Raw genomic sequence first — 16,551 nt, 5'->3', positions numbered from 1 at the left:
ACCCTCACGATATTAGGCACGAAATCGGCCATGGATGGGCGGGATGTCCCGCGTTTATTCCGCTGCCGCTGCCGTTTCAACAAGTTCACCGTCCAAACTATTGGCTCCGCCGCGCAGCACCTTGACCGGCACGATGGCGCCGAAAACGCTTTCCGGCGCGCTCACCACCACCGATTGCAGATAGGGGCTGCGGCCCACAAGCTGGCCTTGCCTGCGCCCGCGCCGGTCGAGCAGCACCTTCATGATGCGGCCCTCGCATGACGCGTTGAAGACAAGCTGCTGTTCGTTAAGAAGGGCCTGCAAGCGCTGCAGGCGCTCGGATTTGACTTCCTCGGGCAATTGCTCTTCTTCGCCTGCCGCGGGCGTGCCCGGGCGGGGCGAGTATTTGAAGGAATAGGCCTGGGCATAGTTCACTTCGCGCACGAGATCGAGCGTCGCCTCGAAATCGGCTTCCGTCTCGCCGGGGAACCCGACGATGAAATCCGACGAGAGCGCGATGCCGGGCCGGGCGGCGCGGATGCGCTCGATCAGACGCAAATAGCTTTCCGCCGTATGCTGACGGTTCATCGCTTCGAGAATCCGGTCCGAGCCCGATTGCACCGGCAAATGCAGATAGGGCATGAGCTCGGGCACCTCGCCATGCGCCTCGATCAGCGCTGCGTCCATGTCGCGCGGATGGCTTGTCGTATAGCGGATGCGCTCGATACCGTCGATCTTCGCCAGATGCCGGATCAGTTTGCCGAGCGGCCAATCGGCGCCGTCCGGCCCTTGCCCATGAAACGCATTGACGTTTTGCCCGAGAAGCGTGATCTCGCGCACCCCCGCCTCGGCAAGACGGCGCGCTTCCGCTTCGATGCGCTGAACGGGGCGGGAGAACTCGGCCCCGCGCGTATATGGCACCACACAAAAGGTGCAGAACTTATCGCAGCCTTCCTGCACGGTCAGGAACGCGGCGCGTCCGCGCGCCAGCGTCTTTTTCCGTTCGGCGGCGGGCAGCGCGTCGAACTTGTCTTCGACGGGGAAATCCGTTTCCACCTGGCCGCGCGTGCCGCGCTGGGCCTCGGCCATGAATTCGGGCAGGCGGTGATAGGCCTGCGGCCCGAAGACCATATCGACCACAGGGGCGCGGCGGATGATCTCTTCGCCTTCGGCCTGCGCGACGCAGCCGGCCACCCCGATCATGGTTTTAAGGCCCTTGGCGGCGCGTTCTTCTTTCAGGACGCGCAGCCGGCCAAGCTCGGAATAGACTTTCTCGGCTGCCTTCTCGCGGATATGGCAGGTGTTCAGGATGACGAGATCGGCGTCTTCTGCCGTTTGCGTCTCGCTGAATCCCATAGGGGTGAGAACGTCCGACATGCGCTCGCTGTCATAGACGTTCATCTGGCAGCCATAGGTCTTGATGAACACTTTGCGCCCCGAAGGGGCCAGGTCTTGCGGCAAATGATTTGCCTGGTGCGCCGCGTCAGAACGATCCGCCACTGTTGGCTGTTACTCCTGTTGCCATGATGCGCCGCGGGCAGGGGCCGGGGCGCTGGAATGCCATTTCGGGCACATATAACCGCCTTGCGCCCACATTACCATGGCGCCGGATGAGAAACGATAGGGGAAAGGTTAAGGGCGGGTCCGCCGGCCTTATTCCGCCGCCAGGCGCCCCGGCTCGGAATCACCGAAAAATGCAGCTTTTTGGCCCGTCACGGCAATTTCCTCGCGGCCCATAATGGCGTTCACCACCCCTGCCCCCGAACAGGCCTGGCAATAGGCGGCAAGCTGCTTGCGGTTGCCGCCCTGGCCCAGATGCACCGGCTCATGGAAGGCCACCACCACATCGATCGGCCCGAGGCTGAATGCCTCCCAAAGATGGGGGAAAAGGTCCATATCGCCATACCAGGCGAAAAACGGGCGGAATTTGCGGGTCATGGGCTGGCCCGCCAGCTTGGTATAGGCAATGGAAAGGGGCTGAACCAGAACCGGCGCCGCCTCCTCGCCCTTGCCCACCGCCAGCTGCGCGACACTCATCAACGCGCTTTTGAAAGGCAGAACCTGATTGCCGTCCCCGGACGTGCCTTCCGGGAAAAGCACCAGCGTATCGCCATCGGCAATGCGCTTGAAAATCTCATTGCGCTGCTCGCCCACCTTGGCGCGCGCATCCCGGTCGACAAAGACAGTGCGCTGCAGCCGCGCGAGCGTGCCGAAAAACGGCCAGGCACCGACTTCCTTTTTGGCCACGAAGGAGAGCGGCAGCACGGAACCCAGCACCGGAATATCGAGCCAGGAGACGTGGTTGGAGGCAAGAAGGCAGGCCCCGTCCCGGAAAGGCTCACCTTCCACATGCACCCTGATGCCGATCAGACGGCAGAGCCAGCGGTGAAAAGCGTTCGGGATCTTCTTGGCGACGGGCAGATCGAGTTTCAGCGCCAGCCATTGAAACGGCATGGCCAGAAGCGAAGAGCCGATAAATCCGGTCAGCAGGATCGCTGCGCGAAATGTGCCCATCGAAACGGACCCTCCCCAGGCCCTTTTATCATGCGGCCCGGCAAGTATTCACCTTGCGCGCCGCTGAACGCCGTTTCAGCCGGCTCAGTTCTCCGGCTTTTTCAGCGGAACCCCGTAAAGCTCCAGCCTATGATCTACCAGTTTGAAGCCGAGCTCGCGTGCGACAATTTCTTGAAGCTTCTCGATTTCCTCATTGTGGAACTCGATCACCTCGCCGGTCTGCAAATTGATCAGATGGTCGTGGTGCTCTTCGGTCACCTGCTCGTAGCGCGAGCGCCCGTCCCGGAAATCATGCCGCTCCAGAATGCCCGCTTCCTCGAAAAGCCGCACGGTGCGGTAAACCGTGGCGATGGAAATACGGTCATCCACCTTGGAGGCGCGCCGGTATACCTCTTCCACGTCCGGATGGTCGTCGGCGGTGGAGAGCACGCGCGCGATCACCCGGCGCTGGTCCGTCATGCGCATGCCTTTTTCCATGCACAGATTTTCCAGACGGTGGCTGTCATCCGTCGTGTGTTCAATGCGCTCCGTCGATGTCATGCAGGTTCCGTTCGCTGTTGCATCGTTAATCCAAACCCGGCCCCGGCGGCGCTTGCCGCCAAAACCACGGGCGGGTGAACCCCGGCGGAATTAGACCATTAGTTTACCGCCTGTAAAGGCAGATGTCACCCAAACCGGCCCGGCCTGCCCTTTGGGGAAAAACCCTTGAAGAGCGTGCATTTTCCCTGCCGCTTTCCCTGCCGCTCCGGCCGCCTTAGAGCCCGCCTCCAAGCAGCGGGCGGCGCATGATCAGCGCATCGCCTGCCCCGTCTGCGGCGCTGTAATAGCCTTCCCGCTTCCCGCTCACTTCAAAGCCTGTTTTGACATATAGAGCGCGGGCGGGCGCGTTCTCCTCGGCAACTTCCAAAAAGCAAACTTCCGCCCCTTGCCCGCGCGCGCGGACAAGCGCTGTCTCAACCAGAAGCTGCCCGAGCCCTGAGCCCCTTCGGTCCGGCAGAACGGCGATGGTGAGGATTTCCGCTTCACCGGCCGCAGTGCGCATCAGAATGAAACCGCAGGGCGCCTCGCCGTCAAAGCCCATCAGCGCAAAGGCCCCTGGCATGGCCAGTAATTCGGCGAGTTCCCGGCGGTCCCAGGGGTTTGCGAAACACATCTTGTGCAGGGCCGCCATGACGGGAATGAGCGCCGGGCCCGCTGCTTCCACCCGCATGCTCATCTGAGCGCCCCGCCCGCCTTGGGCAGCTTGGCATCCGCCTCGCGCAAATAAAGCGGTTCGGGCGGGGCCCCGAGGGCGGGAAGCCCGGCGCGCGCCACATGGGCCTTGGCAAGGCGCGCGGCGGCGGCGGCCTGCGGCAAGGAAGGCGCGCCGGAGGCGCGCAGCGCATGGATATCTTCCAGTGCCTCGGCGAGCAAAGCCGAGCCCGTGCCGACAAGGCAAAGCGGACGGGCGGACAAGTCGCCGGGCAATGTCAGCCCCTCCAGCTTGGCAAGGGCCGGGGCGCTGGCCGGGGTTAGATCCGGCTCGAAAAGCTGCAGATAGATTTCCCCGCGCCTGGCATCGAAAGAGGCGGCAATAAGCTCGCCCTCGCGCGCTAGGGCCGGCTCCGCCAAAACCTCAAGCGAGGTGAGTCCCAGGACGGGCAGACGCAGCGCCGCGCCGAGGCCGCGCGCGAAGGAAAGCGCGACGCGCGTGCCGGTAAAAGTGCCGGGGCCGATAGTGACGGCGATGAGGTCCAGATCGGCAGGGGCGATCCCCGCCTCTTCCAGAACCGCGCCCGCCATCGGGGCAAGGGCCTCGGCATGGCCTTTCGTCATCTCCTCAAAGCGCGCGAAAAGAGCGCCGCCCTCCATCAGAAGAGCGGCGGAACAGGCCGGCTGGGCCGTATCGAGGCCGAGAATGTTCATGCGCGTGCCATGGGGCGGAGCAGCCTGAAACTCAGACCGCGCGCACTTCCGTTACTTCGGGCACATAATGGCGCAGCATGTTTTCAACGCCGTTTTTCAGCGTCTGGGTCGAGGCTGGGCAGCCGGCGCAGGCCCCTTGCATGTTGAGCAGCACGATGCCGTCCTCATAGCCGCGGAAGGTAATATCGCCGCCATCTTGAGCGACGACCGGGCGCACCCGCGTTTCCAGAAGCTCGATGATCTGATCGACGATCTCCGCTTCTTCCTCGGTGTAGTTGGCCTGCGGCGCGGCGGGCTCTTCCGCCCCGCTTTCCAGAAGCGGCGCCCCGGAGGTGAAATGCTCCATGATGGCGCCCAGAATGGCCGGCTTGATGTGCTGCCATTCCGCATCCTGTTTGGTGACGGTGATGAAATCGGCGCCGTAAAAGACGCCCGTCACCCCCTCGATCTCGAAAAGGCGCGCTGCGAGCGGCGAGCGGCCCGCCGCTTCGGCATTCGGGAAATCGGCGGCCTGCCCCTCGCCCAGCACGTCCCGGCCCGGCAGAAACTTCAGCGTGGCGGGATTGGGGGTCGATTCGGTCTGGATAAACATCGCTAAAAACCTTTTTGAGCTTAAGGACTTAAGTCCGTTTCCGGGACCGCAGGGGGCCTTGCCCTTAGATGGCGTAAAAGAGAGCGGGTTTCAAGCAAGCGCTTCGAGCTGTTCTTGCGTCAGATTGCCCGGCACCACGGTGACGGGGATCGGAAAGGCGTTTTCCGAGGCTGCCGCGACCAGCGAAACGAGGGGGCCCGGGCCTTCCTTGCCCGTGCCCGCGGCGAGCACGAGAATGGCGATGGAGCGGTCCTCGCTGATGAGTTGCTTGAGCTGCTCGGCCTTCTTGCCCTCGCGGATGATCAATTCGGGAAAACGGCCCGTCTGCTCGTTCACCTGGGCGGCAAGGCGGTGCAGCACGGCCTCGGCCTCTTGCCTTGCTTCCTCGCGCATGATGCTTTCCACGCCGAGCCAGTGCTGAAAATCGCCGGGCTCGAGAATGGCGAGCAGCGTCACCACCCCGCCCGTATGCAAGGCTCTGCGGGCGGCAAATTGCAACGCCACCTCGCTTTCAGGCGTGCCGTCCACGACGACGAGAAATTTACGCATGGCGCTGGCGCTCTCTTGCGCGCCTTCTCCTTCCGGAGCGGCGCCGGGCATGTCTTTTGTATTCATGAAATCATGCTGCCTTGGGCCGTGCCATCCGGCAAGAATTTTGATCGCCGCTTACTTCAAGAGAATGTTGGTGATCTCGCGAAGCTGCGTGCGGGCGCGCAGAAGGTAAAAACCCTGCGCGGCCAGATGGTTAGGCACGATAACGCCGTCGGGCGCGCCGTTCGTCACAACCCACGGGTCAAGGAGAGCGGCTTTACGGAAAGAGGTCAGCATTTCCGCCCAAGGCTGGTCGAGGCCGCGCTCTTCGATGACCGGCGCGAAATCCTCGCGCAGCGCGGAGAGGATCAGGTAATAGGCGTAAAGCTGGCCTTTCACATTATAGAACGTGTCATCGGCGCCGAAATCGATGAAGAGCGCGGGATCGTCCACCGCCGTATCGAGCGCGGAGGACGACGAGCCGATATCCGAGGCGATCCGGTCCAGCGTCGAGAGAAGATTGTCTGAGCGCCGGTCGAACACCGCCTCGCCCGCCGCCAGACGGCGGTTATAGCTGAGGAGCGCGCGGCGCGCGTCGCGGTATTGGCTTTCCGCGCTTGCCCGCGGCCAGAGCGAGACCGCTGGGTCCCAGATCCAGGTTTCGGCGGGATATTGCAAAAGGCCGCTCACCTTCGAAAGGTCCGCATCAGCCTGGCTGGAGCCACGCAAGCGGCCGAGCTGGTCCGTCAGCTCGAAGGAGAAACGGGCGAGCGCCGACATCACGCCCGTCTGATAATTGGGCATATTGTCGAGCAGCGCGCTTGGAATGAAGAACGGATCGTTCGCGGTCCAGCGCTTGTCGTTCACCTCGCGCTGAATGAGCGCGGCCATCATGGAAACCGCCTTGGAACCGCCATCCGCCACATCTTCCGCAGGCGGACGGAAATCCACATCATCTTCGATATCGTGAATGATGAAGGCGCCGCCGATATAATAAAGGACGAGAAGGCCGGCGAAGATTGCGAGGCTTTTGCGCAGCCAGCCGCTTGCCTTCATCTTCTGCCAATCGGGCTTGGGGGTTTTCAGGCCCGTCATAGAGCTGCGCCGATACATCCATTTGTGACGCATTCTGTCGCCAAAATCGGAAAAGCGCTCGCGCAAACCCATAAATCTCATCCTTTCATTCCCATGCTCAAAGATGGGAATTGGCCGCGGGAAGGTCAAGCAAGGCCATGCCCGGGTCCGTCAAGGCCCGTTAAGGCCCGTCAAGGCCGCATGGCAGGCAGCGTTCAGCCTATCAGATAAAGCCGACGATGCGGCGCACTTCCGCCATGACGGGCTCGGTCATGGCGCGGGCCCGCTCGGCGCCTTTTTCCAGCACGCTGTCGAGATAGGCCGGATCGGCCTTGAGGCGCGCCATTTCACCGGTGAGCGGGGCAAGTTTCTCCGCCGCAAGTTCGGCCAGCGCCGGTTTGAACGTGCCAAAGCCCTTGCCGCCGAATTCGGCGATGACGGCGGCCTTGTCCATACCGGCGAGCGCGGCATAGATGCCGACGAGATTGTCCGCTTCCGGGCGCTCTTTTAGCCCCTCGACATTTTCCGGCAAGGGTTCGGGATCGGTCTTGGCTTTCTTGATCTTTTTGGCAATGTCGTCGGCCGTATCGGTCAGCGTGATGCGGGCCATGTCGGAGGCATCCGATTTCGACATTTTCTTGGAACCGTCGCGCAGCGACATGACGCGCGTCGCCGGGCCCATGATGAGGGGCTCGGGCTGCGGGAAGAACACTTCTCCCTCGCCCAGAAAGTCGTTGTTGAATTTCTGCGCAATGTCGCGGGCAAGTTCCAGATGCTGTTTCTGGTCATCGCCCACCGGCACATGGGTTGCGCGGTAGGCCAGAATGTCGGCGGCCATCAGCACCGGATAGGTGTAAAGGCCGACAGAAGCGTTCTCGCGGTGCTTGCCCGCCTTTTCCTTGAACTGGGTCATGCGGTTCAGCCAGCCGATCCGCGCCACGCAGTTCAGGATCCAGGTCAGCTCGGCATGCGCCGACACTTTGGACTGGTTGAAAATGATGTGCTTTTCCGCGTCGATACCGGCAGCGATATAGGCAGCGGCGACTTCGCGCGTATTGGCGGCCAGCTCGGCCGGATCCTGCCAGACCGTGATCGCATGCATGTCCACGACGCAGTAAACGCATTCATGGGTGTCCTGCAGGTTCACGAAATGGCGGATCGCCCCGAGATAGTTCCCCAGGTGCAGATTGCCGGTCGGCTGAACGCCGGAAAAGACGCGGTTGGCGGGCGCTTCCATCAAGCTGGCTCCAATAGGCGCTGGCGCGCGGAAAGTCATCGAAATTCGGGCGGGTTATCGCCTCTTTGCCCGCCAGAGGCAAGAGGTGTGGCAAGAGGTGTGGCCTTCCTCAAGCGGCACGGCGCTGAAAACCCCGGCGGAACTCGCCCCAGGTCATGGCGCCGGTGAGATGGCAGAACGCGGCGAAGAGCCCAGCCCCGCCCGCAACGAGCGCGCCGAGCGCCAGCACTTTCACCGGCAAGGACCCGGCAAGATAAGGCGCGGCCAGCGCCGCCCCGAAATAAAGCGCGCCGCTCATAAGCGCGCAGGCAAGGCCCAAAAGCGGCAAGCGCTTTTTCAGCCGGGCATCGGCCTTGAAATGACCGAGCGCGCGCAAGCGCCACCCCAAAAGCCCCGCATTCACCCAGGCCGACAGCGTGGTGGCGAGCGCAATGCCGACAAAGCCGATGAGATAAAAGAGCGCGAGCGAGCCTGCGATATTCACGCCGATGCCGATCGCGGCATAACGCATGGGCGTTACCGTATCCTCGCGGGCGAAAAAGCCGGGGGAGAACACCTTGATGAGCACGAAGGCGGGCAGGCCGAAAGCATAAGCCCCGAGCGCCAGCGCCGTTGCTTGCGTATCGGACGCCTCGAAAGCGCCGCGCTCGAAAAGCACCTGAATAATGGGCTGCGCAATCACCGCAAGGGCGGCGGCGGCGGGCAGCGTGAGCAGCATGGCAAATTCGAGCGCCCGGTTTTGCACATTCATCGCCCCCGGCCCGTCTTCAGCGCGCAGGCGGCGCGAGAGGTCGGGCAGAAGCACGATGCCGATGGCGATGCCCACCACGCCAAGGGGGAGCTGGTAAATGCGGTCGGCATAATAAAGCCAGGAAATGGCGCCCGCCTGCAGCGAGGCGATGATGGTGCCGACCATCAGGTTGAACTGGGTGATGCCGCCTGAAACGACGCCGGGCACGCCGAGGCGGATGAGATGGCGCACACCGGGGGTCAGCCGGGGCCAGCGCAAATGCAGCGCCATGCCCGCGCGCTTTGCCGCCCAAAGCAGCATGAGGAACTGGGCAATGCCCGCAATGGCCACGCCCCAGGAGAGCACATAGCCCGGATTATCCGTATAAGGCGCGCCGATAAGAATGGCGCCGACCAGCACGATGTTAAGGAGGATCGGCGCGGCGGCGGCCGCCATGAAGCGGCCCAATGAATTCAAGACCGCCGAGAAGAGCGCCACGAGCGACATGAACATCAAATATGGAAAAGCGATGCGGGTGAAGAGCACCGCCATGTCGAACTTATCGGGATCGGCGGCAAAGCCCGGCGCGATGACATACATAAGCCAGGGCATGGCGATTTCGGCAAGCGCCGTTAAGAGAACCAGCGCGGTCAAAAGCACCGCCAGCGCTTCTTCCCCGAAACGGCGGGCGGCTTCCGGCCCCTCCCCTTCCAGCCTTTTGGCGAAGAGCGGCACGAAAGCGGAATTGAACGCGCCTTCGGCAAAAAGGCGGCGGAAGAGATTGGGAAATTTGAAAGCGGCGAAAAACGCATCCGCCACCGGCCCGGTGCCGAGGAAGCCTGCGATCAAGATGTCCCGGACGAACCCCAATACGCGGGAGATCATGGTCATGCCGCCCACCGTGGCGGCCGCGCGGGCCAGGTTCATGACAGGTCTTCTTCCCTTCGATGGGCCGTTGATGGCTTTGCGCGCAGCATAGCCGGATTCGGATTTGGCGCCAGAATTGGGATATCCCAGAATCGGAATACCAGAGTTGCGGCGCCGGCATGACTGTACCCGGCAGGCCCCTGTCCCTTACCTTATCTAGCAGCCCATCTAACAGATTGTCCTGTGACCAGGCAGGCACAGCGGGCGCATAAAGACGCACCATGCACCCATCGTGAACGAAAAGTCTCGGCCTGCGCATTGACCTCTTATGCAAGCCCGGCTATTCCCACGCCCATGCACATGAAACCCACATATTCGATCACCCGCGGTACCGCGCGATGTGGCTGGAGGAAGGTTTCGACGTGCTGAAACGCCTGAGAAAATCCGTCCGCCAAGCCCCATCCATCCGGTAGGGGCTTTTTTCATGCCTCTGCCGGAGCTGCAGCTCTGACAGAGGTTATGATGATTACGCCGCCGCCTGCCCAAAGACCGACCGCCTATAACCGGACCGCCGCCACGGGGCTGGGTCTTGCGCTTTATCTTTACACTGCCCGGCGCTTCGAGGCGCCCGCGCCCGCCGAGCTCGCCGTCTTCATCCGCGCGCTGTGCCTTTTGACCGCCTTGGAAGTGAGCCTCGTTGCCGGGCTCGCCGCGCTTTATTTCGACACGAGCGAAGAGCGCGACTGGGGCGAAGAGCGCGCAAGGCGCCCTGCCCTTCTCACCGCCGCGCTCTGGACGGGCGGCGTCTTTGCCTCCAACTGGCTGGTAAGCGCCTTCGTGCGCGCGGGCACCGAGGCCTATGTGGCCTTCGGCCTGCCGCCGCTTTACGGGCCAGTTATGTAAAAAGGCGATGTAAGGGAGAAGGAAAGACAGCAAAGCACTAAGCCGCGCTTTGCTTGTCTTTCTGCTTTTGCGGGCGGGCTTTTTTCATCGGGTCTTCCAACGCCTCGATGAGATGGCGCTCGACGGCTTTCAGCTTATTGGTGTTCGTCACCTTGTGGCCGACGAGATCCTTCACATAGAAAACGTCGACGGCGCGCTCGCCGAAGGTTGCGACCTGGGCCGAGCCGATGGTGAGGCCGAGATGGAAGATCGTGCGGGTGAGCGCATGCAAAAGCCCCGGCCTGTCGAGACCGTTCACCTCGATCAGGGTAAACTCGTCCGATCCCTGATTATCGATATAGACTTGCGGGCTGATGGAGAAGGCTTCCACCCGCTTTTGGCGCTTGTAGCGGCTTTCGATCGCATCGGGCGCGAGAATGTCGCCGGAGAGCACCTTGCGGATCGTCTCTTCCAGGCTTTTCAGGCGGCGCGGCTCTGAAATCGCGCCCATCTCCGCGTCATGCACCCAGAGCGTGTCGAGCGCCATGCCGTCGCGGGTCGTGAAAATTTTCGCTTCCAAAATTTCCGTTCCTGCCGCAGCGCAGGCCCCGGCAAAGCGGGAGAAGAGACCCGGATGGTCCTGCGCGTAAAGCGTAACCTCCGTCGCATCGCTTTTCGGGTCGGGCCGCGCGATAACCGCCAGGCCGTTATCGGCGGCCTCATGGATCATTTGCGCATGGCGCAGATGCGTGGCCGTATCGAAAGAGAGCCAATAGGAATCGGCATGGCGGCCGAAATATTTTTCCCGGCGCGTTTTCGGCCAATCGCCGAGCGCCTTTTCAAGTTCCGCCTTGGACTGGTCGATGCGCTGTTTGCGGTTGATCTGCTGCTCGCCGCCCATCACCGCGTCGGTTTCATAATAAAGCTGGCGCAGAAGCTGGCTCTTCCAGCCGTTCCAGGTACCCGGCCCCACGGCGCGGATATCGGCCTCGGTCAAAATTTCCAAGAGCTTCAAGCGCTCGGGGCTTTGCACCAGCTCGGCGAAATCCTTCAAGGTCTTGGGGTCGGAAAGATCGCGCTTCTGGGCAACATCGGACATGACGAGATGGTTCTCGACGAGCCAGGCGACGGTTTCCGTTTCCCCCGGACCCATGCCGAGGCGCGGGCAAAGCTTCTTGGCGATCTTGGCGCCGGCTTCGGAATGATCTTCCGGGCGGCCCTTGGCAATGTCGTGCAGGAACATCGCCGCATAAAGCACATTGCGGTTGTTGATCTTTTGAAAAAGCTCGGTGGCCAGCGGATGCTCATCCGCCAGTTCCCCGCGCTCGATCTCGGCAAGAATGCCGATGGCGCGCAGCAGATGCTCGTCCGCCGTATAATGATGATACATGTTGAACTGCATCAGCGCGACGATACGGCCGAAATCGGTGACGAATTTCCCGAGCAGGCCCACCTCGTTCATCTTGCGCAAGGTGCGTTCCGGGTCCTTGCGGCTTGAAAGGATTTCGAGGAAGAGCCGGTTCGCTTCTTCATTGGCGCGCAGCTCCGATTTCACGAGTTTCAGCGACCGGGTGACGAGCTTCAGCGCATCGGGGTGAATGAGCAGCCCGTGTTCCTGAGCGACATGGAAAAGCCGGATGAGATTGACCGGGTCTTTTTCAAAAAAATCATCCGAGGTGACGGTAAGCCGGCCTCTGTCGACGGTAAAGCCCTGAATGTCCTTCTTGCGGCGCAGCGCCTGCATGAAGCGGCCGATGCCCGGCTTCTTCTTCTGCTCCTGCTCTTCGAGCACCGTGCAGAGAATGCGGGTGAGATCGCCCACATCCTTTGCGACGAGAAAGTAATGCTTCATGAAGCGCTCGACGCCTTTCAGGCCGCCATGCCCCTGATAGCCGAGGACGCGGGAAAGTTCGGGCTGAATGTCGAAGGTGATGCGCTCTTCCGCACGGCCCGTGAGGAAATGCAGCATGCAGCGCACGGCCCAGAGAAAATCATCCGCGCGCACCAGCGCATTGAATTCCTGGCGCGTGAAAATGCCGACCTTGGCGAGCTCGTTCGGGCTTTTGAGCTGATAGATATATTTGGCGATCCAGAACATGGTGTGGATGTCGCGCTGTCCGCCCTTGCCGTCCTTCACATTGGGCTCGACGAGATAGCGCGAGCGCCCGGAGCGTTCATGGCGCTCGTCCTGTTCGGCCAGTTTCGCCTCGACGAATTCCACCGCCGTGCCTTTGGCGACATCTTTGAAGAAGCGCTCTTCCAGTTCCTCGAAAAGCTTATGCTCGCCCACCAGAAAGCGCGCCTCGAGAATGGAGGTGCGGATCGTCATGTCTTCTTTCGAAAGGCGCACGCTTTCATCGACCGAGCGGGTGGCATGGCCGACTTTGAGCCCCAAGTCCCAGAGGATATAGAGCATGTATTCGACGAGGCTCTCCCCCCAGGGGGTCTGCTTGTAAGGCAGCAGGAACAGAAGATCGACGTCGGAGCCCGGCGCCATGGTGCCCCGGCCATAACCGCCCACGGCAACCACGGCAAGACGCTCGGCCTCGGACGGATTGGCGACGGGAAAGACCCGGGCGGTGGCAAAATCGTAAAGCGAGATAATGACGCTATCCATCAGCTCGGCCAGCGCGCTCGCGCAGGCCCGGCCTTTGAAGACCCCCTCTTCCAGGCGCGTCCGGCAGAGCGCCCGGCCCTCTTTCAGCTCCGCCCTGAGCCGGTCCACGATCTGCCGGCGCACCGCCATTTCATCGCTGCCCTGATCGGCAAAGCCGATAAGCTCGGCGGTCAGCGCGGCGCGGTCCGAAACAGATCCCGATACCGGCCCCGATACGGGTCCGGAAACCGGATTGGGCGCGGCAGGTTTTTCGGCGGGTTTCGCTGCAGCTTTTGCGGCTTTGGGGGACATGAAAGCTCCGGGTGGTCGGATGGTCCGTTGTCAGACCGCCTTCAAGGGCGGTTCTTCTTTATGTATAGCACGCCAGCGGCTTTGCGAGGCCGCTGGCGCGAGGGAGGAGAGAGAGGCAGCCTTTCGAGGGAAGCGGCCATTCTTGCCTTCGCAAGCCCCGCGCCAACAGCGCCGGGCCCATGCGCGCGCAGAAATGCGCGGGTTCACGCCATTCCTCATCGTTCCGGGTTCGTAATAATGGTGAAAAGTTGAGCGCAACCGGACCCCCCTCGCCCAAAATGCGGGCAGAAGCGGCGGCGGGAAAACCTGAACAGGCGCGCCGGCCGGGCAAAAAGGCAGCCTGGGCACTCTAGGCGCATTTGCGCCAGCGCGTGCCTTTTCTTCGCTGTATGTGAATCGCGGTCACGGGCTGGCTTGCGCTTTCAGCGAGTCGTAAGCGGCGGGCCTGCGCATAGTCCGTCCACGGACTTATCCACAAGTGCGGCAAAAATCCCCTTTTGACACGGTTTTGGGCTTAAAAAGCGTCTTATTCGCCTTTTTCGGCGAGTTTTCGGGCTTTTAGCTCATAAAGAAGATCGAGCGCCTCTTTCGGGCTGAGTTCGTCCGGATTGACGGCTTCGAAGGCCTCTTCCAGCGCGCTTTTTTTCGCCCCGCGCGAATCCGCAGGTCTCGGCGCGGCTGAGAAAAGCGGCAGATCATCCACAATGCGGCCCGCGCCGCGTGTTTCCGCCCCGCTTTCCAGCACATGCAGAACATCGTTCGCCCTTGCGATGACGGCAGGCGGCAGGCCGGCGAGCTTGGCGACCTGAATGCCGTAAGAGCGGTCGGCGGCCCCCGGCCCCACTTCATGCAGGAAGACGACATCCCCCTGCCATTCCTTCACTTTCATCGTCGCATTGGCGAGGAAGGGCAGCTTTTCGGCAAGGGCGGTCAGCTCATGATAATGGGTGGCGAAAAGCGCCCGGCAGCGGTTTTCCTCATGCAGATGCTCGACCGCCGCCCAGGCGATGGAGAGCCCGTCAAAGGTCGCCGTGCCCCGGCCGATTTCATCCAGAATGACCAGAGAGCGGGGTCCGGCCTGATTGAGGATGGCCGCCGTTTCCACCATTTCCACCATGAAGGTGGAGCGCCCGCGGGCGAGATCGTCCGCAGCGCCCACGCGGGAAAAGAGCCGGTCCACCACTCCGATATGAGCGGCGGCGGCAGGCACGTATGAGCCCATTTGCGCCAGAATGGCGATGAGCGCGTTCTGGCGCAGGAAGGTGGATTTACCAGCCATGTTGGGGCCGGTGAGAAGCCAGAGCCGGCGCGCCTCGCCCTTATCGCCGGAAAGATCGGCGTCATTCGGCACGAAGGGCCCCTCGCCTGCCTTTTCAAGCGCCGCTTCCACCACAGGATGGCGACCGCCCGTCACGTCAAAGGCAAGGCTGTCATCGATCCTGGGCCGTGTGTAACGCCGCTCTTCGGCAAGATCGGCAAGACCAGCTGCGACATCGAGCCGGGCCAGCGCTTCGGCGGCCTGCGAAATTGCCGCCGCTTCCCCTTTCACCGCTTCTGAAAGCTCGGCGAAAAGCTCCATCTCAAGGGCGATGGCGCGGCCCGCCGCCTCGGTGATGCGCGAGGCAATGTCGGAGAGCTCGACCGTGGTAAAGCGCACGGCATTCGCCAGCGTCTGGCGGTGAATATAGGCATCCTTGTGAACGCCGGTCATGAGCGGATCGGCGTGGCGCGGCGAGACCTCGATATAATAGCCCAGCACGTTGTTGTGTTTGATCTTGAGCGCGCTAATGCCGGTCTCCTCGGCATATTTCGATTGCAGGCCCGCAATGACCCGGCGGCTTTCATCGCGCAGCATCCGGCATTCATCGAGCGGGGCGGAAAAGCCCTTGGCGATGAAGCCGCCATCACGCGCGAGAAGCGGCAAATCGGGGCTAAGCGCGGCCGTCAGCCTGTCCTGAAGGGCTGCGGCCCGCCCTTCCAGCGCCGCGCGCTCACGGGCGATTTCCTCCGGCAAGGTCTGCGAGGCGGAGGCCAAAAGCGCCGCAATCTTATGCGCCCCGGCAAGCCCGTCCCTTGCGGCGGCAAGATCGCGCGGGCCGCCGCGACCAGAAGTCACGCGCGAGAGGGCTCTTGCCATGTCCGGTACGGATTTAAGCTCGGCGCGCAGGCGCGATCTCAGCTCCCGCGCCTCCAGAAACCAGCTCACCGCATCGAGCCGGGCAATGATCGCGGCAGGATCGGTGAGCGGCGCCTTCAGCCGTTCGGCCAGAAGCCTTGCGCCCGCGCCCGTCACCGTGCGGTCGATCACGGAAAGAAGGCTGCCGCGCGCCTCGCCCGACAGCGTGCGGGTCAGCTCCAGATTGGCGCGTGTTGCCGCATCCATGGCGAGAAACGCGCCGCTGCGCGCCGGACGCGGGGCTTTCAGGCGCGGCATCTTGCCGACCTGGGTCAGCTCCAGATAATCGATCAGCGCCCCGGCGGCGGAAAGCTCGCCCCGGCTGAAATGGCCGAAACCGTCTAGCGCGCTTACCTCCAACAGCTCTTTCAGCCGCCGCTCGGCCCGCGTGCTGTCGAAAAGGGAAGGATCGAGCGGGGTCAGCGCCGCGCGCGTCTGGCGCAAGGTCTCGGCAAGCGCGGGATCGGTGAAAAGCGGGTCGGGCAGGAGAAGCTCGCCCGCCTCGAGCCTGGCAAGCTCGGCGCCGAGCTCGCCGGGGGCGATGCTGGTGACGCGGAAATCGCCCGTCGAAATATCCGCCCAGGCAAGGCTGAGCGTGTCGCTCGCCCCGAGCCGGGAGAGCGCGGCCAGATAATTGTGCCGGCGGGCATCGAGCAGCGTATCCTCAGTCAAAGTGCCGGGGGTAACGAGGCGCACCACCTCGCGGCGGACGACGGATTTGCCCCCGCGCTTTTTCGCCTCCGCCGGATCTTCGGTCTGCTCGCAGATCGCCACTTTGAAGGAAAGGCGGATGAGGCGCTCGAGATAGGCATCGGCGGAATGGACCGGCACGCCGCACATGGGGATATCTTCCCCCAAATGCTTACCTCGTTTCGTAAGCGTAATGTCCAGCGCCTCGGCGGCTTTCACCGCGTCCTCAAAGAAGAGCTCGTAGAAATCGCCCATGCGGTAGAAAAGGAGGGCAGTGGGGTGATCCTTCTTGATCTCCAGATATTGCGCCATCATGGGCGTGACCGGCTTTACAGCCTCCGCGACCGCACTCGCTCCGGACCCCTCGCTCTTTTCGACTACCGCCATGCTGACCCTCTATGGAAGAGGCGCAATCTAGCAGATTCTTCGTAAAGGTCCGAGATATCAGAAACTGTCGATCAAACTG

At 62.5% G+C, this 16,551-nt stretch carries 13 protein-coding genes; 1 reads left to right on the top strand and 12 read right to left on the bottom strand.

All coding sequences use genetic code 11. From position 1 onward, the window contains the following. Positions 1 to 54: 54 nt before the first annotated feature. From miaB to murJ, 10 genes are all read right to left on the bottom strand, one after another. On the bottom strand, positions 55 to 1,440 hold the full coding sequence (gene miaB, locus M2A_RS01520; RefSeq protein ID WP_045441990.1) for a tRNA (N6-isopentenyl adenosine(37)-C2)-methylthiotransferase MiaB: 1,386 nt from the start codon (positions 1,438 to 1,440) through the stop codon (positions 55 to 57). A 192-nt stretch (positions 1,441 to 1,632) separates the two neighbouring features. Next, entirely contained in the window at positions 1,633 to 2,493 is an 861-nt protein-coding gene (gene olsA / locus M2A_RS01515) for a lyso-ornithine lipid O-acyltransferase (protein ID WP_045441988.1), read from the bottom strand. 84 nt (positions 2,494 to 2,577) lie between these two features. Beyond that, positions 2,578 to 3,033 carry a Fur family transcriptional regulator gene (locus tag M2A_RS01510; RefSeq protein WP_045441985.1) on the bottom strand — a complete coding sequence of 152 codons (456 nt, stop codon included), beginning with the start codon at positions 3,031 to 3,033 and terminating at the stop codon, positions 2,578 to 2,580. 214 nt (positions 3,034 to 3,247) lie between these two features. Then, positions 3,248 to 3,709: a ribosomal protein S18-alanine N-acetyltransferase gene (gene rimI / locus M2A_RS01505; RefSeq protein ID WP_197052806.1), complete on the bottom strand. Its 462-nt coding sequence runs from the start codon at positions 3,707 to 3,709 to the stop codon at positions 3,248 to 3,250. Further along, positions 3,706 to 4,398 carry a tRNA (adenosine(37)-N6)-threonylcarbamoyltransferase complex dimerization subunit type 1 TsaB gene (gene tsaB, locus M2A_RS01500; protein ID WP_045441982.1) on the bottom strand — a complete coding sequence of 231 codons (693 nt, stop codon included), beginning with the start codon at positions 4,396 to 4,398 and terminating at the stop codon, positions 3,706 to 3,708. Before tsaB ends, rimI begins: the two co-directional genes overlap by 4 nt. 31 nt (positions 4,399 to 4,429) lie before the next feature. Beyond that, positions 4,430 to 4,990 carry a NifU family protein gene (locus tag M2A_RS01495; RefSeq protein WP_045441979.1) on the bottom strand — a complete coding sequence of 187 codons (561 nt, stop codon included), beginning with the start codon at positions 4,988 to 4,990 and terminating at the stop codon, positions 4,430 to 4,432. Between the two features lie 90 nt (positions 4,991 to 5,080). Next, positions 5,081 to 5,605 (bottom strand): universal stress protein, encoded by a 525-nt coding sequence (locus M2A_RS01490; RefSeq protein WP_439645636.1) that lies wholly within the window; start codon positions 5,603 to 5,605, stop codon positions 5,081 to 5,083. 51 nt (positions 5,606 to 5,656) lie between these two features. Then, the gene (locus M2A_RS01485) at positions 5,657 to 6,688 is read right to left on the bottom strand and encodes a DUF2333 family protein (protein WP_081875295.1); all 1,032 of its coding nucleotides are present in this window, start codon (positions 6,686 to 6,688) and stop codon (positions 5,657 to 5,659) included. A 130-nt stretch (positions 6,689 to 6,818) separates the two neighbouring features. Then, positions 6,819 to 7,832 (bottom strand): tryptophan--tRNA ligase, encoded by a 1,014-nt coding sequence (gene trpS / locus M2A_RS01480; RefSeq protein WP_045441976.1) that lies wholly within the window; start codon positions 7,830 to 7,832, stop codon positions 6,819 to 6,821. 109 nt (positions 7,833 to 7,941) lie between these two features. Further along, positions 7,942 to 9,489: a murein biosynthesis integral membrane protein MurJ gene (gene murJ, locus M2A_RS01475; RefSeq protein WP_045441972.1), complete on the bottom strand. Its 1,548-nt coding sequence runs from the start codon at positions 9,487 to 9,489 to the stop codon at positions 7,942 to 7,944. 459 nt (positions 9,490 to 9,948) lie between these two features. Here murJ and M2A_RS01470 point away from each other — a divergent pair, with 459 nt between their 5' ends. After that, positions 9,949 to 10,332, top strand: a complete 384-nt coding sequence (locus M2A_RS01470; protein ID WP_045441970.1) for a hypothetical protein — start codon at positions 9,949 to 9,951, stop codon at positions 10,330 to 10,332. Positions 10,333 to 10,369: 37 nt separating this feature from the next. On the opposite strand, the gene M2A_RS01465 is transcribed toward M2A_RS01470, so the two are convergent. Together M2A_RS01465 and mutS are read right to left on the bottom strand one after the other, a co-directional pair. After that, on the bottom strand, positions 10,370 to 13,219 hold the full coding sequence (locus tag M2A_RS01465; protein WP_081875293.1) for a [protein-PII] uridylyltransferase: 2,850 nt from the start codon (positions 13,217 to 13,219) through the stop codon (positions 10,370 to 10,372). Positions 13,220 to 13,745: 526 nt separating this feature from the next. Continuing rightward, entirely contained in the window at positions 13,746 to 16,472 is a 2,727-nt protein-coding gene (gene mutS, locus M2A_RS01460) for a DNA mismatch repair protein MutS (protein WP_439645635.1), read from the bottom strand. Positions 16,473 to 16,551: the final 79 nt, after the last annotated feature.

It is taken from the genome of Tepidicaulis marinus, assembly GCF_000739695.1.
Lineage (GTDB): Bacteria > Pseudomonadota > Alphaproteobacteria > Parvibaculales > Parvibaculaceae > Tepidicaulis > Tepidicaulis marinus.
This window is presented reverse-complemented; position numbering and strand designations above follow the sequence as displayed.

Bases quoted from the DNA above. Each gene is read 5' to 3' on its own strand.
- M2A_RS01470 (WP_045441970.1), top strand. From the start codon at position 9,949: ATGATGATTACGCCGCCGCCTGCCCAAAGACCGACCGCCTATAACCGG.
- M2A_RS01465 (WP_081875293.1), bottom strand. From the start codon at position 13,219: ATGTCCCCCAAAGCCGCAAAAGCTGCAGCGAAACCCGCCGAAAAACCT.
- M2A_RS01485 (WP_081875295.1), bottom strand. From the start codon at position 6,688: ATGGGTTTGCGCGAGCGCTTTTCCGATTTTGGCGACAGAATGCGTCAC.
- M2A_RS01490 (WP_439645636.1), bottom strand. From the start codon at position 5,605: ATGAATACAAAAGACATGCCCGGCGCCGCTCCGGAAGGAGAAGGCGCG.
- rimI (WP_197052806.1), bottom strand. From the start codon at position 3,709: ATGAGCATGCGGGTGGAAGCAGCGGGCCCGGCGCTCATTCCCGTCATG.
- murJ (WP_045441972.1), bottom strand. From the start codon at position 9,489: ATGAACCTGGCCCGCGCGGCCGCCACGGTGGGCGGCATGACCATGATC.
- M2A_RS01510 (WP_045441985.1), bottom strand. From the start codon at position 3,033: ATGACATCGACGGAGCGCATTGAACACACGACGGATGACAGCCACCGT.
- mutS (WP_439645635.1), bottom strand. From the start codon at position 16,472: ATGGCGGTAGTCGAAAAGAGCGAGGGGTCCGGAGCGAGTGCGGTCGCG.
- olsA (WP_045441988.1), bottom strand. From the start codon at position 2,493: ATGGGCACATTTCGCGCAGCGATCCTGCTGACCGGATTTATCGGCTCT.
- tsaB (WP_045441982.1), bottom strand. From the start codon at position 4,398: ATGAACATTCTCGGCCTCGATACGGCCCAGCCGGCCTGTTCCGCCGCT.
- trpS (WP_045441976.1), bottom strand. From the start codon at position 7,832: ATGGAAGCGCCCGCCAACCGCGTCTTTTCCGGCGTTCAGCCGACCGGC.
- M2A_RS01495 (WP_045441979.1), bottom strand. From the start codon at position 4,990: ATGTTTATCCAGACCGAATCGACCCCCAATCCCGCCACGCTGAAGTTT.